Origin of the sequence: Janthinobacterium sp. DSP2-3-3 (assembly GCF_049897325.1) — a bacterium.
Taxonomy (GTDB): Bacteria; Pseudomonadota; Gammaproteobacteria; order Burkholderiales; family Burkholderiaceae_D; genus Janthinobacterium.
This window is the reverse complement of the sequence record NZ_JAFCWA010000002.1, coordinates 84,396-107,768: the sequence shown is the minus strand read 5'-3', so window position 1 is coordinate 107,768 and position 23,373 is coordinate 84,396. Positions and strand designations below refer to the sequence as shown.

At 59.7% G+C, this 23,373-nt stretch carries 16 protein-coding genes and 3 tRNA genes; 6 read left to right on the top strand and 13 right to left on the bottom strand.

Annotation, left to right across the window (positions count from 1 at the left end; translation table 11 throughout):
• Positions 1-157: 157 nt before the first annotated feature.
• The gene (locus ACP7DE_RS04590; RefSeq protein WP_426070960.1) at positions 158-403 is read right to left on the bottom strand and encodes a hypothetical protein; all 246 of its coding nucleotides are present in this window, start codon (positions 401-403) and stop codon (positions 158-160) included.
• 448 nt (positions 404-851) lie between these two features.
• Here ACP7DE_RS04590 and ACP7DE_RS04585 point away from each other — a divergent pair, with 448 nt between their 5' ends.
• The 3 genes from ACP7DE_RS04585 (at position 852) to ACP7DE_RS04575 (ending at position 3,297) form a co-directional block, all read left to right on the top strand.
• Positions 852-2,189 carry a S41 family peptidase gene (locus ACP7DE_RS04585; protein ID WP_426070959.1) on the top strand — a complete coding sequence of 446 codons (1,338 nt, stop codon included), beginning with the start codon at positions 852-854 and terminating at the stop codon, positions 2,187-2,189.
• Entirely contained in the window at positions 2,182-2,667 is a 486-nt protein-coding gene (locus tag ACP7DE_RS04580; RefSeq protein ID WP_426070958.1) for a MarR family winged helix-turn-helix transcriptional regulator, read from the top strand. The genes ACP7DE_RS04585 and ACP7DE_RS04580 overlap by 8 nt, the downstream gene beginning before the upstream one ends.
• Positions 2,668-2,844: 177 nt before the next feature.
• A complete protein-coding gene (locus ACP7DE_RS04575) occupies positions 2,845-3,297 on the top strand; it encodes a hypothetical protein (RefSeq protein ID WP_426070957.1) in 453 nt (150 codons plus the stop codon).
• Positions 3,298-3,453: 156 nt separating this feature from the next.
• On the opposite strand, the gene ACP7DE_RS04570 is transcribed toward ACP7DE_RS04575, so the two are convergent.
• A complete protein-coding gene (locus tag ACP7DE_RS04570; protein WP_426070956.1) occupies positions 3,454-4,506 on the bottom strand; it encodes an NAD(P)-dependent alcohol dehydrogenase in 1,053 nt (350 codons plus the stop codon).
• Between the two features lie 178 nt (positions 4,507-4,684).
• Here ACP7DE_RS04570 and ACP7DE_RS04565 point away from each other — a divergent pair, with 178 nt between their 5' ends.
• Entirely contained in the window at positions 4,685-5,629 is a 945-nt protein-coding gene (locus tag ACP7DE_RS04565; RefSeq protein ID WP_426070955.1) for an AraC family transcriptional regulator N-terminal domain-containing protein, read from the top strand.
• Here the strand turns inward: ACP7DE_RS04565 and ACP7DE_RS04560 are convergent.
• Entirely contained in the window at positions 5,611-9,195 is a 3,585-nt protein-coding gene (locus tag ACP7DE_RS04560; protein WP_426070954.1) for a hydantoinase B/oxoprolinase family protein, read from the bottom strand. The genes ACP7DE_RS04565 and ACP7DE_RS04560 overlap by 19 nt on opposite strands.
• 145 nt (positions 9,196-9,340) lie before the next feature.
• Between ACP7DE_RS04560 and ACP7DE_RS04555 the strand changes: the two genes are divergently transcribed.
• The gene (locus ACP7DE_RS04555) at positions 9,341-10,885 is read left to right on the top strand and encodes an NAD(P)H-hydrate dehydratase (protein ID WP_426070953.1); all 1,545 of its coding nucleotides are present in this window, start codon (positions 9,341-9,343) and stop codon (positions 10,883-10,885) included.
• A gap of 147 nt (positions 10,886-11,032) precedes the next feature.
• Here the strand turns inward: ACP7DE_RS04555 and ACP7DE_RS04550 are convergent, their stop codons facing one another.
• Positions 11,033-11,680: an ABC transporter ATP-binding protein gene (locus tag ACP7DE_RS04550; protein WP_426071363.1), complete on the bottom strand. Its 648-nt coding sequence runs from the start codon at positions 11,678-11,680 to the stop codon at positions 11,033-11,035.
• 160 nt (positions 11,681-11,840) lie between these two features.
• On the opposite strand from ACP7DE_RS04550, the gene ACP7DE_RS04545 reads away from it, so the two are divergent.
• A complete protein-coding gene (locus ACP7DE_RS04545) occupies positions 11,841-12,473 on the top strand; it encodes an arylesterase (RefSeq protein ID WP_426071362.1) in 633 nt (210 codons plus the stop codon).
• 77 nt (positions 12,474-12,550) lie between these two features.
• Here ACP7DE_RS04545 and ACP7DE_RS04540 read toward each other — a convergent pair whose 3' ends face one another.
• The 9 genes from ACP7DE_RS04540 to ACP7DE_RS04500 all read right to left on the bottom strand — a co-directional run bounded on the left by ACP7DE_RS04540 (position 12,551) and on the right by ACP7DE_RS04500 (position 22,681).
• Entirely contained in the window at positions 12,551-14,476 is a 1,926-nt protein-coding gene (locus tag ACP7DE_RS04540) for a SurA N-terminal domain-containing protein (RefSeq protein ID WP_426070952.1), read from the bottom strand.
• 428 nt (positions 14,477-14,904) lie between these two features.
• Positions 14,905-14,981 (bottom strand) — tRNA-Asp (locus tag ACP7DE_RS04535).
• A gap of 17 nt (positions 14,982-14,998) precedes the next feature.
• Positions 14,999-15,075 (bottom strand) — tRNA-Asp (locus ACP7DE_RS04530).
• Positions 15,076-15,200: 125 nt separating this feature from the next.
• Positions 15,201-15,473: an HU family DNA-binding protein gene (locus ACP7DE_RS04525; RefSeq protein ID WP_010398442.1), complete on the bottom strand. Its 273-nt coding sequence runs from the start codon at positions 15,471-15,473 to the stop codon at positions 15,201-15,203.
• Between the two features lie 204 nt (positions 15,474-15,677).
• Positions 15,678-18,089: an endopeptidase La gene (gene lon, locus ACP7DE_RS04520; RefSeq protein ID WP_426070951.1), complete on the bottom strand. Its 2,412-nt coding sequence runs from the start codon at positions 18,087-18,089 to the stop codon at positions 15,678-15,680.
• 273 nt (positions 18,090-18,362) lie between these two features.
• Positions 18,363-19,631 carry an ATP-dependent Clp protease ATP-binding subunit ClpX gene (gene clpX / locus ACP7DE_RS04515; RefSeq protein WP_010398446.1) on the bottom strand — a complete coding sequence of 423 codons (1,269 nt, stop codon included), beginning with the start codon at positions 19,629-19,631 and terminating at the stop codon, positions 18,363-18,365.
• A gap of 199 nt (positions 19,632-19,830) precedes the next feature.
• Positions 19,831-20,448, bottom strand: a complete 618-nt coding sequence (gene clpP / locus ACP7DE_RS04510; protein WP_373629889.1) for an ATP-dependent Clp endopeptidase proteolytic subunit ClpP — start codon at positions 20,446-20,448, stop codon at positions 19,831-19,833.
• Between the two features lie 87 nt (positions 20,449-20,535).
• On the bottom strand, positions 20,536-21,876 hold the full coding sequence (tig, locus tag ACP7DE_RS04505; protein WP_426070950.1) for a trigger factor: 1,341 nt from the start codon (positions 21,874-21,876) through the stop codon (positions 20,536-20,538).
• A 722-nt stretch (positions 21,877-22,598) separates the two neighbouring features.
• Positions 22,599-22,681, bottom strand: a tRNA-Leu gene (locus tag ACP7DE_RS04500).
• Positions 22,682-23,373 lie beyond the last annotated feature (692 nt).

Below are 23,373 nucleotides of genomic sequence, written 5' to 3'. Positions count from 1 at the left end.
GACGCGAGGAAGATTGCCATCTTGGATGAAGTGACAAGTTCTGGTGAATAGTCCAGCAGCGATGCCGATAGGCCGAAGCGAGTTCTGACCCGCGTGCCGATGCCGTCCAATAGCCGCATCACTGGATATCGGATATCCGCCGACTATTCTTTTGCCATCATGGGACGGTCATGTCCAAACCGACCATCCTGACAACGAAGAAGGTGACGATCCCCAAGGCCAGGAGCGATAGCACGAAGAATGCGACCACCTTGCCGCTCGCGCGTAGCACCGCGCGATTCTGCTTCGCCTTATCCTTATCCTTCTTCCCTTGATCGTAATGCCACTTGATGGCGAAGAACATGCCCGTGCCGAGCACGAGAGCCTTGAACGTAACGAAGACTATAGGGGTCCAATCCATCATTTTGAGTATTTCCAGTCTATTACTTGACACTATCTATCGTGAGGAACACTACCTCAAAACGCTGCTTCAGCAGCTTCTGTTCCAACCAGCCCCCCAGGCATCGCGTTTGAAGCTTTCATTATATCTAGCGATGAAATAACGATGGCATCCAGCGCAGTGATGTGCCGAATGCGGATGAGAGAGGAGCAAACGTCAGTGACTGCCATGCAAGGACGGGGTTGCTGCACGTTCTGAAGCATAGTACTTGAAAACAATTTCCATACATTGAGACAAAATGTCCCAGTTGAAAAAAATGCAAGATAAAAATTGGGCTATCTGCTTGCCGCCATAGGACGGGAACAAAGGGCCGCGTTTTTTGCAGATTGCGGATGCGTTGCTCGATGTTTCCTATTTTTTCTACAATATATTGCACAACATATTGTATTATCGAGTCTCAACGAGGGGAAACATGAAAATGCGCTATCACTTATGTCTACTTCAAACGCTGTCGGCGTTGTCCATCATTTGCGCATCGGGCGCTTTTGCCGAGGCACCGGGCATCTCACGAGACGAAAAGAGCGAGATCATCGCCTCGCTCAACAGCACCTTGAATGCAAACTACGCGTTTCCCGACATCGCAAGAAAAATTGCGCCGGTGCTTCAGGAGCATCTGAAAAAGGGAGATTATGACTCGGCGGCGACGAAGGCAGAGTTTGCGAGCAAGCTGACCGACGATCTCATCAAAGTCAGCGGCGACTTGCATTTCCTGGTGGGTGCCGACCCAAAATGGATCGCGGAATTCAAGGCGAAGGCCAACCCGGTGCTCAAGGCCAAGATACAAAAAGAAGAGTCGAGCAGGCTCGAGGAAACCAATTTCGGTTTCGATGAGGTCGCTCGCCTGAAGGGAAATATCGGTTATATACGATTCAGCTATTTTGCTGATCCGGAACTTGCCTATGATACGGCGGCGTCCGTTATGCGCTTCGTGGGCAATACGGACGCCCTCATCATTGATTTGCGCTATAACAATGGAGGACATCTGGAAATGGCGCAATTTCTAGCGAGCTATTTCTTCTCCAGCGAGAAAGACCAGCTGCTCTTCGACTATTACTATAATGAGGATGGCAAGCGTATACAGCGCGGGCAATGGGTGCTGCCGGGCCTGCCGGGCAAACGCATGGTGGACAAGCCGGTGTATATCCTGACCGGTTCCACGTCGTTTTCCTCCGCAGAATGGTTTTCCTATGCGATGAAGAAGCTAGGGCGAGCGACACTGATCGGGGAGCGGACCGCCGGTGGTGCGCATCCGGTTGCGCGTAAGCCGCTCAACGACGATTTTTTCGTGCAAGTGCCGATTGGCCAGATCCAGGATCCCGTAGATCATGGCGATTTCGAAGGAACCGGCGTGCAACCCGATATCCCAAGCCCGTCTATTCGCGCGCTTCCTCTGGCACACAAACTGGCGCTTGAAAATCTGGCGAAGACCGATGACGCCAGGCGAACCGAACTTGCCTGGCTGCTCCCCAGCTTGACGGCAGCTATCGAGCGCCCGCGCGTCGATGCCGCGATGTTGAAGCAAGCCGCCGGAAAATATGAGGGCCGCCAGATCATCCTGGACAATGGCACGCTCTACTATCTCTGGCGCGATCGGTTTCGGGTCGCACTTGAGCCGATCAGTCCCGAGCTGTTCGCGGTGGAAGGCGTGTCAGATTTTCGATACCGCTTGAGTGTTTCGCGCGGAAAAGTGACGGCGCTGGAACGCGTGAACAAGGACGGTAGCATCCAGAGGTACAAGCGCCTTGACTAAGGAAACACATCACCTGGCTGCGATCGATGACGCCGTGTTTCTCGGCCGCGCCGTCGAACGGCTGAGCGTCCTGATCGCTGAGCAATCCAAGACTGTCTTCGATACGATGGGGATCGTCATCCCGGTTCGTTCGTGCTCACTGATGACTGTTCTTGCAACGCTCGGCACGGCCTCCGCCTCGGATCTGGCGCGCGAACTCGGACATTCGCACCAGCTGGTCATGCAAAAGATACCAAAGCTGCTCCGTCTGGGCCTCATACAGTATCGGAACGATGACAATGATGCACGGCGACGAATATTTATGCCCACTGATGATGGCTTGTCGCAGCTTGCGAAATTCGAGCAGTGCACGGTGCTGATTCGGGCGGCCTATGCCGGCTTGTTTGCCGAGGTGGGGGACGTCAGGCAATTCGTGGATCGAGCCGCCGATGCGCTCAACGAGAGGCCGCTGGACAAACGCATAAGCTCCCCGGCCTGACGGAGACGGTGTCCATTTGAGGCCAAAAGCGGACAGCGTCACGCAAGGCGTCGTTCATTTTTATCTAACTCATCACGTTCATGTCTAGCGCTCCGATCAGCAGTCGACAACAGACCAACAATGATAAGCTCTCGATAACAGCCCCCTCACAGACAGCGATATACCCTGAGACACTTCATGAAAAAGATGACGGCGACAGAAAAGAAGACGATTACTCAAGACTGGAAAGAAGCGATTGGCGCATATGAAATATATAAGCCACTTCACTTATTGAAGCGTAACGGCCTTCTGCTGACTGGCATTTATCTAAAACCCGTGTATGGCGAGGAATATTATGTTCCCGTTTTCCACACGCACTCACTAATGACGCCGTTTCCTGTGGTTTCACTGGCCACACTTCCCGATACAAGCCATGACCGACAATGTCTTGTTGCTGGCTTGGTGTCGATTTGCCAGATGATGGCATCACACCGCTGGGAAGCGGCGTATTTTTTAAGCCGAGCAGAGCCGCGCGGCACAGTTCCAAGGCAGGAAGTCGTCGACCCGGTTAACCGGGTGATCGGCGATATTGGCCGGCACATGGCAGCAGCATGCAGGTGCGCCACAGCGCCCCATTTGCCCAGGCTGTAGGTATCGCGTAGCTGCAGAATCTGGTCTTGGCTTTTCGGGTAGCGTTCCGGGAACGCCCGAAAAACGCCCAGAGTTAGGCGCACTGCCGAAGACAGTACGAATAGTACGGCGAGGCAGTGCAACAACGCCCTGGGCGTTTTATCGGGTGTTCGTTATTTACACTGAGAGCGATGCCATGTCGATGACGAAGCGGTAGCGTACATCGCTTTTGACGACGCGCTCAAACGCCTCATTGATATCCTGGATGCGGATAATTTCGATATCGGACACGATATTGTGCTTGCCGCAGAAATCCAGCATTTCCTGGGTTTCCTTGATCGAGCCGATCATGGAGCCGGACAGGCTGCGGCGCGCGCCCACCAGGCCGAAGGCGCTGATCGGCGGCACGGCACCCTCAGGGATGCCGACGATGACCATGCTGCCATCGACTTTCAGCAGGTTGATGTACTGGTTCCAGTCGATAGACGCGCCCACGGTGCAGATGATCAGGTCAAACGTGCCGGCCAGCTTGCTGAACGTTTCCGCATCGTTGGTGGCGTAGTAATGCTTGGCGCCCAGACGCAGGCCGTCTTCGCGCTTCGACAAAGTCTGGCTCAGCACCGTCACTTCGGCGCCCATCGCGTGGGCGATCTTGACACCCATGTGGCCCAGGCCACCCATGCCCAGGATGGCGACTTGCTTGCCAGGGCCGGCCTTCCAGTGGTTCAGCGGCGAATACAGGGTGATGCCGGCGCACAGCAGCGGCGCGGCCGCGTCCAGCGGCAGGTTGTCGGGGATCGACAGCACATAGCCTTCCTTGACAACGATGCTGTCCGAGTAGCCGCCCTGCGTGGCCGTCTTGCCATCCGCCTCCAGGCCGTTGTAGGTCTGGATCAGGCCTGGCATGTACTGTTCCAGGTCCACGTTGCGCGTCTTGCAGGTGGTGCAGGAATCGACGAAGCAACCCACGCCCACATGGTCGCCCACCTTGAACTTGCTGACGTTGGCGCCAACGGCCGTGACGACGCCGGCGATTTCATGGCCGGGCACCATCGGGAAGGCGGCGCCGCCCCATTCGTCGCGCGCCTGGTGGATGTCGGAATGGCACACGCCACAGTATTTGATCGAGATGGCCACGTCGTCTTCGCGCGGGGCGCGGCGCTCGAACGTGAACGGTTGCAGTGCGGAGGTGGGGCCCAGTGCGGCGTAGCCTTTGGCGATGGTGGTCATGAAAACTCCTGTATCTATAGGTGTGTGACGAGGGGGGACGCGTGCCGTGCATGCGATTGCACAAGTGTGCCTGAGAAGCCCTCCCGCCGTTACCGCGATCCTGCAAGACCTTTGCACGATCCTCCAAATCTGCGTAAGATCAAGCCCTGCCCTTCCTCGCCTCACGCATACTCGCCCCATGTCCACACAGATCCTCCCGCAAGATGAAATCGCCGCCCTGATCAGCCGCCATGCGCCGCGCAATGGCGACTACACGACTGCCATCGGCAACCTCACATTCCACCGTCAGTCCTCGGTCACCGAATCGCTGTTCCATGCGGCGCGCCCCAGCGTGGCCATCATCGCGCAGGGAGCGAAGGACGTCACCCTGGGCAGCGAAACCTTCCATTACAGCCGCATGCAGTATCTGCTGACCTCCGTCGACCTGCCGGTGCAGGTGCGCGTGGCCGAAGCGAGCGTGGACAAGCCGCACCTGTGCGTGGTGCTGGGCATCGACATCGCCGACGTGGCCGCGCTGCTCGACAGCGACAGTGGAGGCGAAAGCGCGGCGCAAAAGATTCTCCCCGCCACGCGCGGCATTTCCGTCAGCGATGTCTCGCCCGAGCTGCTCGACGCCATGCTGCGCCTCGTGCGCTTGCTGGACAAACCAGGGGAAATCGCCACGCTGGCGCCCTTGATCCGCCGCGAGCTGACTTACCGCCTGCTCAATGGCCCCGTCGGCGCGCGCCTGCGCCACATGGCGCTGGCCAGCAGCCAGTCGCACCAGGTGGGGCAAGCCATCGACTGGATCAAGCACCATTACGCGCAACCGCTGCGCATCGAGCAGTTGGCCGGCATGGCGAACATGAGCATGTCCTCGCTGCACCACCACTTCAAGGCGATTACCGCCATGACGCCGATGCAGTACCAGAAGCTGCTGCGGCTGCAGGAAGCGCGGCGGCTGATGCTGGTCGAGCAGATCGACGCGGGCACGGCCGGCTACCGCGTCGGCTACGCCAGCGAATCGCAGTTCAGCCGCGAATACAGCCGCCAGTTCGGCCGCGCGCCCATGCGCGACGTGGGCCAGGTGCGCGCGCAACTGAGCGGTGCCAGTGCCGGCACGGCCTATTCCGTCTTGCCGTAACCGCCGCCCCCCGGCGTCTCGATCACGAACACGTCGCCTGCCTGCATGCCGGTTTTGCCGATATGCGCCAGATGCTCCACCGTGCCGTCCACCCGCTCTACATAATTGCGTCCCAGCGCACCCGCCTCGCCGCCATCCATGCCGAACGGCGGAACAATCCGGTTGTTCGACAGAATCGCCGCCGTCATCGGCTCCAAAAAGCGCATCCGGCGCACGCCGCCATTGCCGCCATGCCAGCGCCCCGCGCCGCCCGAACCTGCGCGGATGCTGTAGCTGTCCAGGCGCACGGGGAAGCGCCATTCGAGGATTTCAGGGTCCGTCAAGCGCGAATTGGTCATGTTCGTCTGCACCACGTCCGTGCCGTCGAAGCCGGGACCGGCGCCCGAGCCACCCGAAATCGTCTCGTAATACTGGTACTTGGCGCTGCCAAACGTGAAGTTGTTCATCGTGCCCTGCGAGGCGGCCATGGCCCCCAGCGCGCCATACAGGGCATTCGTGATGCAGGTCGAGGTTTCCACATTGCCCGACACGACGGAGGCCGGGTACTGCGGGTTGAGCATGGAGCCGGGCGGGATGATCACGGTCAAAGGCTTCAGACAGCCCGCGTTCAGCGGAATGTCGTCATCGACCAGGGTGCGGAACACGTACAGCACTGCCGCCATGCAGACGGCGGACGGCGCATTGAAATTGTTCGGCAGCTGCTCAGACGTGCCAGTAAAGTCGATGGTGGCGCTGCGCTCGGCCACGTCGACCTTGATCGTCACCTGGATGCGCGCGCCGTTGTCCAGGTCCAGCGCATAGCTGCCATCCTTCAGGGTGGTGATGACCCTGCGCACGGCTTCCTCGGCGTTATCCTGCACGTGGCCCATGTACGCTTGCACGACGGGCAAGCCGAAATGCGCGACCATCTCGTGCAGTTCTTCGGCCCCCTTCTGGTTGGCCGCCACCTGGGCGCGCAGGTCGGCCAGGTTTTGCCGGGGATTGCGGGCCGGCCAACTGGCGCCCGCCAGCAGGGCCAGGGTCTCGTCTTCGCGCATCACGCCCGTGGCGCCGTCGACCAGCTTGAAATTGTCGATCAACACGCCCTCTTGCTCGATGCGCGTGGAATCGGGCGGCATGGAACCGGGCGTGGTGCCGCCGATGTCCGCATGGTGGCCGCGCGAGCCGACATAGAAGAGGATGGCGTCACCCGCTTCGTTAAACACAGGCGAGATCACCGTCACGTCGGGCAAATGCGTGCCGCCGTGGTAGGGGTCGTTCAGCATGAAGACGTCGCCGGGCTGCATGGCGCCCGCATTGCGCGTCATGACGGTGCGAATGCTCTCGCCCATGGAACCCAGGTGCACGGGCATGTGCGGCGCATTGGCAATCAGATGACCTTGCGCGTCGAAGATGGCGCAGCTGAAATCGAGCCGCTCCTTGATGTTGACGGAGTGGGCCGTGTTTTGCAGGCGCAGTCCCATCTGCTCGGCGATCGACATGAAGAGCTTATTGAAAATCTCCAGCATCACGGGGTCGGCTTGAGTCGCTGTTGGCAAACCCTTAGCGCGCCGCTCCGGCAAGGCGACGACCCTGCGCAAGATCAAATGGCCGTGCGCCGTGACCTCGGCGCGCCAGCCCGGTTCGATGACGGTGGTGGCATTGGCGTCGCTGACGATGGCAGGACCAGCGATGCTATCGCCGGGACGCAGGCTGTGCGCCCCATACAGGCCGCTGTCGCGCCACGCGCCGGCGCAGTACATGGCCACCGTCGCCACGGGCGCCAGCGCGCCGGCACGCGCCGCATAGGCCGGCGCAGCCACTTGCGGCGCATCGGACGCGCCGATGGCTTCCACGGAAATGGCTTCGACGATCAAGGCGCGCGCCGGCATCAAAAAGGAAAAACGCTTTTTATACGCCGTTTCGAACTGCGCCTGCATGCCGGCCAGCGTATCGAACAGCACGACGAGGGCCGAATCCGTGCCCTCATAGCGCAGGTGTACGCGCGACACCAGCGCGATGCGCTCTCGTTTCACACCCTGGCGCAGCAAGTCGCCCCGCGCCAGCTCGCCCAGTTGCACAAGATCGGCGGCCAGATCCGCGCCCAGTGTCGCCTCGACGGCCTGTTCGCGCATGGCGCTCTGGTCGGCCAAGCCCATGCCGTAGGCCGACATCACGCCCGCCAGGCTATGGATGAAGACCGTGCGCATGCCCAGCGCATCGGCCACCAGGCAGGCGTGCTGGCCGCCCGCGCCGCCAAAGCTGGTCAGGGTATATTCGGTGACGTCGTGACCGCGCTGCACGGAAATCTGCTTGATGGCATTCGTCATATTGCCCACGGCGATGGCGATATAGCCTTCGGCAACCTGTTCCGGCGTCGAGTTCACCGTGCGCGCCAGCGCCGCGAACTGGGCGCGCACCGTGGCCACGTCCAGCGCTTCATCGGCGTCGGGACCGAAAACGCGGGGAAAGAATGCGGGCTGCAGCTTGCCCAGCATGACGTTGCAGTCGGTGACGGCCAGCGGGCCGCCGCGCCGGTAGCTGGCGGGGCCGGGGTTGGCGCCTGCGCTGTCCGGCCCCACCTTGTAGCGGGCGCCGTCGAAATGCAGGATGGAGCCGCCGCCGGCGGCCACCGTGTGGATGCTCATCATGGGCGCGCGCATGCGCACGCCGGCGATCTGCGTCTCGAATACGCGCTCAAATTCGCCCGCGTAATGCGACACGTCCGTCGAGGTGCCGCCCATGTCGAAGCCGATGACTTTATCGAAACCGGCCAGCGCGCTGGCGCGCACCATGCCGACGATGCCGCCCGCGGGGCCGGACAAAATGCTGTCCTTGCCCTGGAAGGCACGCGCGTCCGTCAAGCCGCCATTCGACTGCATGAATTGCAGATGCACGCCGGGCAGTTCGGCCGCCAGCTGGTCGACGTAGCGGCGCAAAATCGGCGACAGATAGGCGTCGACCACCGTGGTGTCGCCGCGCGCCACCAGTTTCATCATAGGGCTCACTTCGTGCGATACGGACACTTGGGTAAATCCCGCCTCGCGCGCCAGTTGCGCCAGCCGCGCCTCGTGTGCATGGTAGCGGTAGCCGTGCATGAGCACGACCGCGATGGCGCGTGCGCCGCGCGCATGCGCGTGTGCCAGCGCGGCGCGCGCAGCCGCCTCGTCCAGCGGCGTGACCACCTCGCCGTGGGCGCCCAGGCGTTCATTGATTTCGATCACGTCGCCATACAGCAGCTCTGGCAAGACGATCTGGCGCGCGAACAGTTGCGGGCGGTTCTGGTAGGCGATACGCAAGGCGTCGCGAAAACCGCGCGTGATGGCCAGCACGGTCGGTTCGCCCTTGCGCTCAAGCAGCGCGTTGGTCGCCACCGTCGTGCCCATCTTGATGGCGCCCACCAATTCGACGGGCAGCGGCGCTTCGGGCACAAGCCCCATCAGCCGGCGCATGCCCGCCAGCGCCGCGTCGCGGTACTGGCCCGGACTTTCCGACAGCAGCTTGCAGGTGGCCAGGCTGCCGTCAGGACGGCGCGCCACGATGTCCGTAAAGGTGCCGCCCCGGTCGATCCAGAATTGCCAGTCCATCGCCCTGCCCTCCATGCCTGTGTGTGATCCTAAGTGAGATGGCTATTGTAGCCGCCAAACAGGGGCGCGTTTCAGGCGTGCGCGCCTTGCCTTTCACCCGGTTCGGCCTTATGTTGAAGGCGTGCTGACTAACGGAACACGCTCCATGCCCCTGATCGACTCTGCAACACCGCTGTACGCCATCGCCGAACTGCGCGCCATCGAACAAGCCGCCATGCGCGACCTGCCGCAAGGGCTGCTGATGCAGCGCGCGGGCCAGGCTGCCGCCAGTGCCGCCCTGAAGCTGCTGCACGCCCAGGAAGATGCCGGCGACGCGGGCCACCGGCGCGTATTGGTGCTGGCCGGCCCCGGCGACAACGGCGGCGATGCGCTGGAAGCGGCCGCGCACCTGGCCGGCAGCGGCACCGAGGTGCTGGTATGGCTGGCGCCGGAGGCGCAAGCCACGTCGCCCGAACGCGAACAGGCACTGAGCCGCGCGCGCAACAGCGCCGCCCGCTTCGTGGAAGCGGCAACTTCCATGGCCTCGGCCGCAGTGGGCGTCGCGCCATGGCACCTGGTTATCGATGGCCTGTTCGGCATCGGCGCATCGCGCCCGCTGGACGGTGAATGCCGCGAAGTGGCGCAGCTGGTCAACAATCTGGCATGCCCCGTGCTGGCGCTCGACGTGCCCAGCGGCCTGCATGCGGACACGGGTGCCATCGACGGCGTCGCCATCCGCGCCACGCATACGCTCACCTTCATCGGCGACAAGCCGGGCCTGCATACGGCAAACGGCCGCGACTACGCGGGCGAGGTGGAAGTGGCGGCGCTGGCCATCGATCCTTCCCTGCTGCCGCCCGCCAGGGCCCAGCTGGGCGGCCTGCACCTGTTCGCCCGTCAGTTGCAGCCGCGCCGGCAAAACACGCACAAGGGCAGCTACGGCAGCGTCGCCATCATCGGCGGTGCGCAAGGCATGGCAGGCGCGCCCATCCTGGCAGCGCGCACGGCCCTGCATGCGGGCGCGGGACGAGTGTTTATCGCGTTTCCCGACGCGCCGCCCGCGTTTGACAGCGGCCAGCCGGAACTGATGTGCCGCCGCGCGCAGGACGTGGATTTCTCGGGCCTGCACTTTGCCGCGCTGGTGGCCGGTCCCGGCCTGGGCGACGACGTCGATAGGGTGGAACTGCTGCAGCGGACGTTTGAGAGCGACAGCCCGCTGCTGCTGGACGCGGACGCCCTGAACCTGATGGCGGCCGAGCCGGAACTGCAATCGGCACTGGCCGTGCGCACGGGCGCTGGCGCGACAATCTTGACGCCCCATCCGCTGGAAGCGGCGCGCCTGCTGGACCTGACGGTGGCCGAGGTACAGGCCGACCGCCTGGGCGCGGCGCGCCAGTTGGCAACCCAGCTGGGCGTCATCGTGGTGTTGAAGGGATCGGGCACGGTAATCGCCGCACCCGATGGCCAGATCGTCATCAACAACACGGGCGGCCCCGCGCTGGCGACTGCCGGCACGGGCGACGTGCTGTCCGGCCTGTGCGGCAGCCTGCTGGCGCAGGGCTGGCCGGAATGGGAAGCGGCGATTGGTGCTGTCTGGCTGCACGGCGCGGCGGCCGATGCGCTGGTGGCCTCGGGCGCGGGTCCCATCGGCCTGACAGCGGGGGAACTGATCCCGGCGATACGCAAGCTGATCAATGCCTTGTCGGCGTAATAACGCCGTATTACAAGGAATGTCACGACGCCTGACAGTACCGTAGCGAGCGTCAGTGATTTGTGGCCGAGAAGCGCAACTGTGCTCTAGCACAGTGAGCATCGCCGGCCGCAAAGCGCGACGCGCAGTAGGTAATGTCAGGTGTATCTAGATCAAGCGGCCTGCTGAGATCGTGATGGTGCGGCCGCAACGGGCCGCAATCGAACTGTCATGCGTTACCAGCACCAGGGTCGAGCCGCGTTCGCGGTTCAGCTCGAACATCAGCTGGATCACGGCCTCCCCGGTGGCCGCGTCCAGGCTGCCCGTCGGCTCGTCGGCGAACAGCAGCGGCGGTTCCGTGACAAACGCGCGCGCCAGGGCGACGCGCTGCTGCTCGCCGCCGGACAGGTATTTCGGATAGTGCTTCAGGCGGCTACCCAGGTTGACCCTGCCCAGCATGGCTTGCGCCTTCTCTTTCGCATCCGGGTCGCCGCGCAATTCCAGCGGCAGCATGACGTTTTCCAGTGCCGTCAGGTGCGCCAGCAGTTGGAACGACTGAAACACGAAACCCAGCTTTTCCTTGCGGAAACCGGCGCGGCCATCTTCGTCAAGGGCGAAGATATCGGTGCCGTCGAGGATGACCTTGCCCTCGCTGGGCGTATCCAAGCCGGCCAGCAAGCCCAGCAAAGTCGACTTGCCGGAACCGGAGGCGCCGACGATGGCCAGCGTCTCGGCCGTTTGCACGGTAAAATTGACTTGATGCAGGATGGTCAGCTCACCATCGGCATCGGGTACGCGCTTGGCCAGCTGGACCACTTCGATGGCAGGTTGGCCGTTATGACTCTTGCTTGCAGCAGGCCGCTGAGCGGCTGCATCGGACGGGAGAAAACTGGTGGAAGTCGCTTTAGGGAATTCGGGCATGCTGATCTATCTTAAAAAATTTCGTGAACAAATAAATGTCAAGGGCAGCAGCCGCATGCGGCGGCGCACCCTGGCCTTGCTTCCTGCGGCAGCCCTGCTCATGGTGTCAGGCATGACGAACGCCTATTCTGCACCAAAAACGCTGCTGGTGCTCGGCGACAGCCTGTCGGCCGAGTATGGTCTGGCACGGGGCACGGGCTGGGTGGCGCTGCTGGAACAGCGGCTGGCAGCGCAAAAGAACGATACGCGCATCGTCAATGCCAGCATCAGCGGCGAAACCACCAGCGGCGGCCGCGCGCGCCTGCCTGCCCTGCTGACGAAGCACCAGCCCGATGTCGTGCTGATCGAACTGGGCGCCAACGACGGCTTGCGCGGCTTGCCCGTGGCGGCCGCCGAAGCGAATCTGCGCGCCATGGGTGACGCAGCCAGGAAAACGGGCGCGCAGGTGGTGCTGGTAGGCATGCGCATGCCGCCCAATTATGGCCGCGCCTATGGCGAGCAGTTTTATGGCGTGTATGGCAAGCTGGCCAAGGAATGGAAGGCGCCGCTGGTGCCCTTCATGTTCGAAGGCATCGCCGACCAGCCGCAGCTGTTCCAGGCCGACCGCATGCACCCGAATGCGCAGGCGCATCCGACAATTTTGAAAAATATCTGGCCGCAACTGGCGCCATTGCTGAAAGCCAAGTAAGCCTGCGCTAAGCCCGCACATGTTGCAGACAAAAAAATAGCCGCTCGAAAGCGGCTATTTTTATGCGTGGAAACTAATTATGGTGCTGCCGGCGTTGCTGTGGCTGGGGCGGTGACCGGCTTGACGATCTTCACCTTGGCCTTGGATTTCAGGTACTCGACGTAATCGAACATTTCCTGTTGTGCCAGGATGCCGCTGATCTGGTCTTTCTCTTGCTGGCGGCGCGCTGCGTCCACTTGCGCTGGCTGTTGCACCTTGGCGATGCGGTAGATGCCGTAGCCCAGCGCTGGCAGGTCCACGCCTACATAGGCTGGCAGCTTGCTCGTGTCCGCTTTCATGACTTGCGCGATGGCGGCACGGTTGATGCCGTCGAGCTTGCTGCGCGATACCCATTGCGCTGCACCGAAACCAGTGGCGTCACCCGAGGCTTTCAAGGCGGCCAGCTTGGTCTCGCCTGCTTTCTTGGCCAGCTTTTCCGCTTCTTCCAGGGTCACGCGCTGACGGATCATCGCTTCGACTTCGGCCAGCGGACGCTTCGAGGCAGGCTTGAATTCCACCACGCGGCCGGCGATCAGCACGTTCGGCGCAACGGTCACGGCTTCCGTGTTGCGCTTGTCCTTCAATGAATCGTTCGAGAAGATGGCGGTCAGGAACTTGGCGTTGTTGAACGGCGCCTTGCCCAATGCTGGCGACGGCGTGCGCGACAGGTTGGCGACGCTTTCCACTTTCAGCTTCAGCTTGTCAGCTACCGGCTTCAGGCTGTCCGATTGCTCGTAGACCGTGTTGGTGAACATTTCAGCCATTTCCGAGTATTTCTTGGCAGCAAATTGCTTGCGCAGATCGGCCGTGATTTCGCCGCGCACTTCATCGAGTGCCTTGACGTGCTGTGGCTTGAGCGAGGTGACCGTCAGGATGTGGAAGCCGAAATCGGAAGCGACGACATCGCTGATTTCGCCTTGCTTGAGTTTCGCCACGGCATTCAGCAATGGCGTAGGCAAGCCATCCTTGCCGATCACGCCAAGGTCGCCGCCCTGTTCGGCGGAGGCCGGGTCATCCGACTTGGCCTTGGCCACGGCGGCAAAGCTGGCAGGCGCTTTGCGCACGTCGGCCAGGATGGCTTCAGCCTTGGCCTTGGCGGCTGTCTTGTCGGCGGCCGAGGCGTCTTTCTTGACGGCTACCAGGATGTGACTGGCCTGACGCGCCTCTTGCGTCGTGTAAGCTTTCTGATTCTTCGCGTAGTAGCCGGTCACGTCTGCGTCGCTGACGTCGACTTGCTCGCCGGCAGTGCTGTCGTCCAGCACGACGTATTCGATCTTGGCTTGTTCGGGAATTTCGAAGAACTTGCTGTTCTTGTCATAGAAAGCCTTGATCATGGCGTCCGTCACTTTGACTTCCGGCACGTACTGGGCGATCGGCAACAGCAGTTCCTGCACTTCACGCTCTTCCGAAGTGATGTCGGACAGGCGCTTGGAGATGCTGCTCGGCGCGAAGGCAGTGCCTTGCACGGCGCCGGCCAGTTGCTGCAGGGCCATGTCGCTGCGGCGGCGCGCATCGTACATCTGCGGCGTCATGCCTTGCGCGGCCAGCATGGCCTTGTAGCGTTCCAGGTCGAATTTACCGTCCGGCAAGGTCAAGCCTGGGATTTCCAGCACTTCCTTTTGCAGCACGGCATCACTGATGACCAGGTGGCTACGGCCCACTTCCGCGGCCACGGCGCGCTCGGCGATCAGGTTGTCGAGGATGCTCTGGCGCGCTTCCGGCGTATCAAACATTTTCTGGTCGAACTGCTCACCCATCATCTGGCGGTAGCGGTCGATCTGCTGGCGTTGCGCTTCTTCATATTGCTGCTGCGTAACCACCTGGTCGCCGACCTTGGCGATGGTGTTTGCGCCGTCGCCGAAGCTTTGGTAGCCGCTGATACCGACCAGTGCAAAAGACGGGACGATGACCAGCATCAAGAGAAACTGCATCAAGCGTCGATGGGTACGAATAAATTCAAACATGGTCAGCCAATTCGGGATGAGTGGATCACTATAAAAAAAGGCGAACATGCGTTCGCCTTGATTTCTTCGGCGGAATGGACGGGACAGATGTCCACTTCCCCTTTAGATTCAACAACTTGGCGCTGGAACTAAAGCAGGATTCTGACGCCCAAGCCATTATCTCCTGATTCTACAATGCCCATAGCGCTATAGCAAGAGTAAATCAGGGCACGCGCCCTGCCCTCAAGCTGCGGCACAGGCCGCTAAAATCGACGCCACGGGCGCATGCAGAGGAACATGGCAAGCGCGATCATTAAACACGCTCAGGCTTAAGGCAGATTTAAAACGCTGGCGGCTGGATAGAATTAAACCGCGCGACGCGAAAGATAATCATGAAGCGCAAAAGAAAAACCCGCGCTACTTATTCAGCAGCGCGGGTTTCTATATTCTGGCGGAGCGGACGGGACTCGAACCCGCGACCCCCGACGTGACAGGCCGGTATTCTAACCAACTGAACTACCACTCCTTAAGAGCGTATTTTTTTGGCGGAGCGGACGGGACTCGAACCCGCGACCTCCGACGTGACAGGCCGGCATTCTAACCAACTGAACTACCACTCCGAAAAATACACAGTACTACTTGCATTTGCATCCAGGGTTGCCATTCGAAGAACCTCAACCCTGAAATTGCGGCCCCCGGAGGCGCCGCCAAATGTTTCCGGTGATTGTCACCTCACCGAAGTCCGTTAGTTTACAGCATCCTTCAAAGCTTTGCCAGCTTTAAATTTTGGAACTTTTGCAGCTTCGATCGTGATCGCTTCTTTGGTACGCGGATTGCGGCCGGTACGCTCAGCGCGTTCGCTGACCGAGAAAGTGCCAAAACCAACCAGCGTCACGCTGTCGTTGTTTTTCAAAGTTTCCGTCACGCCGCCAATAACAGCGTCGAGTGCGCGCGCAGCGGCGGCTTTGGAAATGTCAGCTTTTTCAGCAATGTGGTCGATCAATTCAGTCTTGTTCACTAGCATCCCCAATTACAAAGGTATAAAACGTTTACCGTATCGTTGCGGCACTTTTGGCACCACAGCTGTCCGGCGAAAAAAATGTGCAGGCGTATTAAACAAGCCACACTGTATATGTGTCAAGCGCTTTGGGGGCGCAATTCACGTTTCAATATAAAACAAGCGCTCTAAAAGCGCTTGTTTGGGGAAAACAGGGGTAAAACGTTAGTGTTTTACTACCTCGCCAGCCACGTCAGGCTTGGCTGCGGCGGCCGTGACAGCCTCCACGGCAGCGACTTCCACCAACGGTTCTGGCATGCGCTCGAGGGCGATTTCCAGCACTTTATCGATCCAGCGCACGGGCACGATCTCCAGCTTGTTCTTGACGTTGTCCGGAATTTCGGCCAAGTCCTTCACATTTTGCTCTGGAATCAAGACCGTCTTGATGCCGCCGCGATGGGCCGCCAGCAGCTTTTCTTTCAGGCCGCCAATCGGCAACACTTCGCCGCGCAAGGTGATCTCGCCCGTCATCGCCACGTCGGCACGCACGGGGATGCCCGTAAAGACCGATACCATCGCCACCGTCATGGCCGCGCCAGCCGAAGGACCGTCCTTCGGTGTCGCGCCTTCCGGCACGTGGATGTGGATGTCGCTCTTCTCGAACACGTCCGCCTTGATGCCCAGGCGCTGTGCCCGGCTGCGCACCACCGTGCGGGCTGCCTCGATCGACTCTTTCATGACGTCGCCCAGGGTACCCGTGCGGATGATGCCGCCCTTGCCCGGCATCGACACGGCTTCGATGGTCAGCAGATCGCCGCCCACTTCCGTCCATGCCAGACCGACCACCTGGCCCACCTGGTTTTCTTTCTCTGCGACACCGAAATCATAGCGGCGCACGCCGAGGAATTTATCCAGGTTCTTCGAGTTGACGATGACTTTCTTGTCGGATTTCTTCAGCAACAGCATCTTGACCACCTTGCGGCAGATCTTCGACACTTCACGCTCGAGCGAACGCACACCGGCTTCCCGCGTGTAGTAGCGGATGATGTCGCGCAAGGCTGACTCGGCCACCGAGATTTCGTCTTCCTTCAAGCCATTGTTCTTGATCTGCTTCGGCAACAGGTAGCGTTGCGCGATGCTGGTCTTTTCATCTTCCGTGTAACCGGACAGACGGATCACTTCCATGCGGTCAAGCAAGGCTGGCGGAATATTGTACGAGTTCGACGTGGCCACGAACATCACATCGGACAAGTCGAAATCGACTTCGATGTAATGGTCGGAGAACGTGTGGTTCTGTTCCGGATCCAGCACTTCCAGCAGGGCAGACGAAGGATCGCCACGGAAATCGGCACCCATCTTGTCGACTTCATCGAGCAGGAACAAGGGATTGCGCACGCCGACTTTCGCCAGCGATTGCAAGATCTTGCCCGGCATCGAGCCGATGTAAGTGCGGCGGTGGCCGCGAATCTCAGCTTCGTCGCGCACGCCGCCCAGGGCCATGCGCACGAACTTGCGGTTCGTCGCGCGGGCGATGGACTGGCCCAACGAAGTCTTGCCCACGCCCGGAGGACCGACGAAGCACAGGATAGGCGCTTTCAGCTTGTCGACGCGCTGTTGCACCGCGAGGTATTCCAGGATGCGTTCCTTGACCTTGTCGAGGCCGTAATGGTCGCCCTCGAGCACTTTTTCCGCATTCGCCAGATCGTTATTGACCTTGGATTTCTTTTTCCAAGGCAAGTTGACCAAGGTATCGATGTAATTTCGCACGACGGTGGCTTCGGCCGACATCGGCGACATCAGCTTGAGCTTTTTCAACTCGTTGGTGGCCTTGTCGAGCGCTTCCTTCGGCATCTTGGCCGAAGCGACTTTTTTCTCCAGCTCGTCGAGGTCGGCACCATCTTCGCCCTCGCCCAGTTCTTTCTGGATCGCCTTGACTTGCTCGTTCAGATAATACTCGCGCTGGGACTTTTCCATCTGGCGCTTGACGCGGCCACGGATGCGTTTTTCCACCTGCAGGATGTCGAGCTCGCCTTCGAGCTGGCCCAGCAGGTGCTCGAGGCGTTTGGCCACGCTGAAAATTTCCAGGATGACTTGTTTTTGCTCAAGTTTCAGCGGCAGATGCGCGGCCACCGTGTCGGCCAGGCGGCCGGCATCGTCGATGCCCGACAGGGATGCGAGGATTTCCGGTGGAATCTTTTTGTTCAGTTTGACGTACTGGTCAAACTGCTGCACGATCGCGCGGCGCATGGCTTCGACTTCCGACTCGTCGCCCGGCTCGGACTCGAGCGGCGTCAGGTCGGCGATAAAGTGCGTCGGCGCATCGCTGATGTGATTGATACGAGCACGCTGCGCGCCTTCGACCAGCACCTTGACGGTGCCATCGGGCAGCTTCAGCATTTGCAGAATATTGGCGACACAACCAATTTCATAGATATCCGAAGGAGACGGCTCGTCCTTCGCGGCTGCTTTTTGAGCGGCAAGCATGATGCTCTTGCCCTGCTCCATCGCAGCTTCCAGCGCCTTGATCGACTTTGGACGGCCAACGAACAGCGGTATCACCATATGCGGGAAAACGACGACATCCCGCAACGGCAATAACGGCAGTTGAGTTTGCTCAGTTAATTTGGAAGTTGTCATGGCGTACCTTATAGAAAGCGTGTTTACGATGTTGGCGCTCGCTGCCAAAACACAAGACCGGCGAGAATAAATAATTCTGTGAAACAAACATAGAGTCTATTTCGCAAAACACACCCGCATGACGGTAACAAATGCAGTTTTAACAGTAAAAAAGCCACGCGCAGCTAAGCGCCGCGAGTGGCTTTACGATTGAAGCCTGCACTCATTGATTTAAATTGTACTGCCATGCATTAAGGAATCAAAACCCTTTTTATGCATTTGTCTCGGCAGTTTTCAATTTTCTCCGGAGGCCTTGGCAGTCTCTTGATAAATCAACAAAGGTTTGGCGCCACTGGTGATGGTATTTTCGTCGATGACGACTTTCACCACATTTTGTTCGCTCGGCAATTCGTACATGACGTCCAGCAAAGCATGTTCCAGGATGGAACGCAGGCCACGGGCACCGGTCTTGCGCGCCAGCGCCTTCTTGGCGATAGCATGCAGGGCGGCCGGACGAATCTCCAGTTCCGCGCCTTCCATCTCGAGCAGCTTCGAATACTGCTTGATCAGCGCATTCTTCGGCTCGACCAGAATCTGGATCAACGCCTCTTCCGTCAATTCCGCCAGGGTGGCGATGACAGGCAGACGGCCCACCAGTTCCGGGATCAGGCCGAACTTGACCAGATCTTCCGGTTCCGCTTGCAGCATCAGTTCGCTGGCCGAGCTTTGCGACTTGCTGCGCACTGTGGCCGAGAAGCCGATGCCGCTCTTTTCGGAACGGTTGGCGATCACTTTCGACAGGCCGTCAAAGGCGCCGCCGCAGATGAACATGATGTTGGTCGTGTCGATCTGCACGAAATCCTGGTTCGGATGCTTGCGGCCGCCTTGCGGCGGCACGGAAGCCATCGTGCCCTCGATGAGTTTCAGCAAGGCTTGCTGCACGCCCTCGCCCGACACGTCGCGCGTGATGGACGGATTGTCGGACTTGCGCGAAATCTTGTCGATTTCATCGATGTAGACGATGCCGCGCTGGGCTTTCTCGACGTCATAGTTGCAGCTTTGCAGCAGCTTCTGGATGATATTTTCCACATCTTCACCCACGTAACCGGCTTCGGTCAGGGTGGTGGCGTCGGCGATCACGAACGGCACGTTGAGCATGCGCGCCAAGGTCTGCGCCAGCAGGGTCTTGCCCGAGCCGGTAGGACCGACCAGCAAGATGTTGCTCTTGGCCAGTTCGATGTCGTCTTTCTTGCCCAGGTGCTTGAGACGCTTGTAATGGTTGTACACCGCCACCGACAGGATGCGCTTGGCAGTCTGCTGGCCGATCACATACTGATCGAGCAAGGCGGCAATTTCTTGCGGCGTCGGCAGATCGGATTTGGTACCGGTCACCGTCTCGATGCTCGACGTTTCATCACGGATGATGTCGTTGCACAGGTCGATGCACTCGTCGCAAATGAACACGGACGGGCCGGCGATGAGTTTCTTCACCTCGTGCTGGCTTTTGCCGCAGAACGAGCAATACAGTAATTTTTCGCCGCTAGAGGATTTTTTGTCTGACATAAGGCATTTTGGTTGGAACTGCATTAACAATATTGCAAAATCGCAAGCCGGAGTGCGGTAGTTACCTGAAAGACAACCACCGATGGCGCAAGTCAACAACCTGCACAAGCTCCATGCTACCCGAAATAAAAGCGAAACGCCCGAACGTTTGAGCGCCCGGGCGTGAACTTACGTACTTAGCAATACCGGTAGGGGCTCATCAAGCGCGGCTGGTCAACACTTTGTCGATCAAACCATACTCAACGGCCTCGTCGGCGGACATGAAACGGTCGCGGTCGGTGTCCTTGGCGATCTGTTCGATCGACTGGCCCGTGCGCTCGGCCATGATGCCGTTCAAGCGGGTACGCAGGTAAAGGATTTCCCTTGCCTGGATCTCGATGTCGGACGCCATGCCTTGCGAACCACCGGACGGCTGGTGAATCATGATGCGTGAGTTCGGCAGCGAGAAACGCTTGCCCTTGGCACCAGCGGCCAGCAGGAAAGCGCCCATCGAGGCAGCCATGCCCGTGCACAGGGTCGATACGTCCGGCTTGATGAACTGCATGGTGTCGTAGATGGCCATGCCGGCCGAAACCGAACCACCTGGCGAGTTGATGTAGAGCGAGATTTCCTTTTCCGGATTTTCGCTTTCCAGGAACAGCAGCTGGGCGACAACCAGGTTGGCCATCTGGTCATTGACCGGGCCGACCATGAAAATCAAGCGTTCCTTCAGCAGGCGCGAGTAAATATCATACGAGCGCTCGCCGCGACCGCTTTGTTCCACCACCATCGGCACCAGGCCGAGCATCTCTGTGTCCAGCGCTGGATTACGGTTCATACCTGTCATTTCATTTCCTTGTGAAGCAGTTAGGCGATGCCGCCGCCGGCCTTGCCGGCCCGCCGCGGCATGCGGATACCAACTGGTTTACGCTTGTGCGTTGCTTCCCATCAGTTCGTCGAAAGCAACTGCTTTCGACGTGACTTTCGACAGGCCCAACACGTAAGTGACGACGTTTTCTTCCAATACAAGGGCTTCGATCTCACCCAGACGACGACGGTCGCTGTAGTAGTACTTCAGCACTTCGCGTGGATCTTCGTAGCTTTGAGCGAAATCTTCGATTTGCGCTTTTACTTGCTCAGGCGTTGCCTGCAGATTGTTGTCGCCCACCAATTGCGACAGGATCAGGCCCAGGCGTACGCGACGCTCGGCTTTGTCTGCGAACAGTTCTGCTGGGAAAGGCACATCCTTGACATTCATGCCGCGCTGCGCCATGTCCTGGCGGGTCATTTCGGCCAGACGCTCGGAATCCTGAGCGATCAGCGTTTTTGGCACTTCCAGCTCAGCAACTTTGATCAGCGCGTCCATGACGGCTTCCTTGTTACGTGCTTTCACGCGGCCAGCGACTTCGCGTTGCAGGTTGACTTTGATGTCTTCGCGCATTTTGGCCAGGTCGCCATCGGCAACGCCCAAGGACTTTGCGAATTCAGCATCGACTTCCGGCAGGTGCGCCCATTCCAGCTTTTGCAGGGTGATGGTGAACGAAGCGGTTTTGCCGGCTACGTCCTTGCCATGGTAATCCTCAGGGAACGACAATGGGAAAGTCTTGGACTCGCCCACTTTCAGGCCCAGGGTTGCTGCTTCGAATTCTGGCAGCATGCGGCCTTCACCCAGCACGAAAGCATAGCCTTCAGCTTTGCCGCCTGGGAATTCAACGCCGTCGATAGCACCGACGAAGTCGACCGTCACGCGGTCGCCGTTGGCAGCAATCGGCTCACCGCCGTCGCCGTGTTCGCCAGCTTCGCCCTTGGTGTGGAAGTGCACGCGCTGCTTGCGCAGGATGTCGATGGTCTTGTCGATTTCGGCTTCCGACACGTCGGCTTGCACGGTTTCGATTTCAACGGCCGTCAGGTCGCCGATGGCCACTTCAGGATACACTTCGAAGGTCGCGTCGAAAGCCAGCTGGCCTTCGGCTGCTTCTTCTTTCGGCACGATGTTCGGGAAACCGGCCACGCGCAGATTGTTTTCGTTGGCGGCGTCGTTGAACGCGCGGCCGACTTTGTCATTCAGCACTTCCGATTCAATTTGGTAGCCGTATTGTGCTGCGACCATTTTCAACGGCACTTTGCCCGGACGGAAGCCCGGTGCCTTAGCCGTACGGGCTTGCACTTTCAGGCGCTTCTCAACTTCCGTGCGGACGTCCGTCAGCGGGAAGGAGATCGTGATACGACGTTCGAGTTTGCCCAAGGTTTCGACTGCAGTTGCCATGTAAAAAATCGTCCAAAAAATAAACACTGTTGGTGCGAGAAAAGAAGACCCGACCCCTTGCGCCATCACTGGCGGCAAGACATGGGTCCAGCTTCACTCGCTCGCATATTCATCTGTAAAAGTACTGAAAAACAGGACGATGGACCTGGTCTACCCGGCTGAGGGAAAACCCGCACCAGGCACCAAACAATCCGCCGCTTCCAGTACTGCGACAGGGCTCCGAGCGTCCAGCCTTGCTTCCAAGTAAATGCAAGGCCGGCCATCATTCGGTAAAGCGTGGCATTATAACAAAGGACTTCGGGAAAGTGGCTGGCTTTGCAGCCCGGCCACAGAGGATGCCAGCGGCGGCGAACGAATCGCCACAGCCTGGGTTGCCCTGTCTTTACTCTCGCCCCGACATTCTTTATTTCGCCAGAGACAGGCTTTCCAGCCTGCTTCGTTCATTAGTATATGCGAACTGGCGCTCCGTCCGAAACAAAGAAATGCGCTCTTGGCGAAGATTTCAGCCAAAAAACCTTTGATTTACCTCAATTTGGCCATTTTTCAGGCAAACCCAGGCCCGGGTCCTGCCCTACCGCCCGATCTTTGGCGAAAAATTGCTCAAACAAAGGCATTCCGAATGATGGAAATACAGGAAAGACAACAGAAAAACAAGAGACGCCTGCAACGAGGCTGAAGGACAACTTGATGGTGCTGCACTTCCGGGTTGGAACAACCCGGATTGGTGCGGATGGGGAGACTCGAACTCCCAAGCCGAAGCACTGGCTTCTAAGACCAGCGTGTCTACCAATTCCACCACATCCGCATTTTTGTACGCAGCTTGTACCGACCGCGTCACTGCTGCACCTGATTTTAACAACTCGGGAGCAATCTGGCTACCGCCGACTGATCGAGCAAGCCGTCGGTAAAGCAAAGGCGGCATTCTACTGGATTTTCCAGAGGAATGCCGCCTTTTTTATGCCGACACCTTGGCGCTGGCTCCTAGCCTTCTTTTGCGGTCACCGGCTCCGGCTTCTTGACGCGGAACCAGGCCGCATACAGGGTTGGCAGGAACAGCAGCGTCAAGGCCGTCGCCAGGATCAGGCCGCCCATGATAGCCACCGCCCTGCGTGATCCGCCCCAGAACACGGAGCGCGACAGCGGGATCATCGCCAGAGTGGAGGGTTTACTTCCCTAGTCCCCATCCTTGTCCAGCGCCACCGGCTTCTTGACCCGGAACCAGGCCGCATACAGGGCTGGCAGGAACAGCAGGGTCAAGGCTGTCGCCAGGATCAGGCCGCCCATGATGGCCACCGCCCTGCGTGATCCGCCCCCAGAACACGGAACGCGACAGCGGGATCATCGCCAGAATGGAGGGTATACTTCCCTAGCCGCCATCCTTGTCCAGCGCCACCGGCTTCTTGACCCGGAACCAGGCCGCATACAGGGCTGGCAGGAACAGCAGCGTCAAGGCCGTCGCCAGGATCAGGCCGCCCATGATGGCCACCGCCCTGCGTG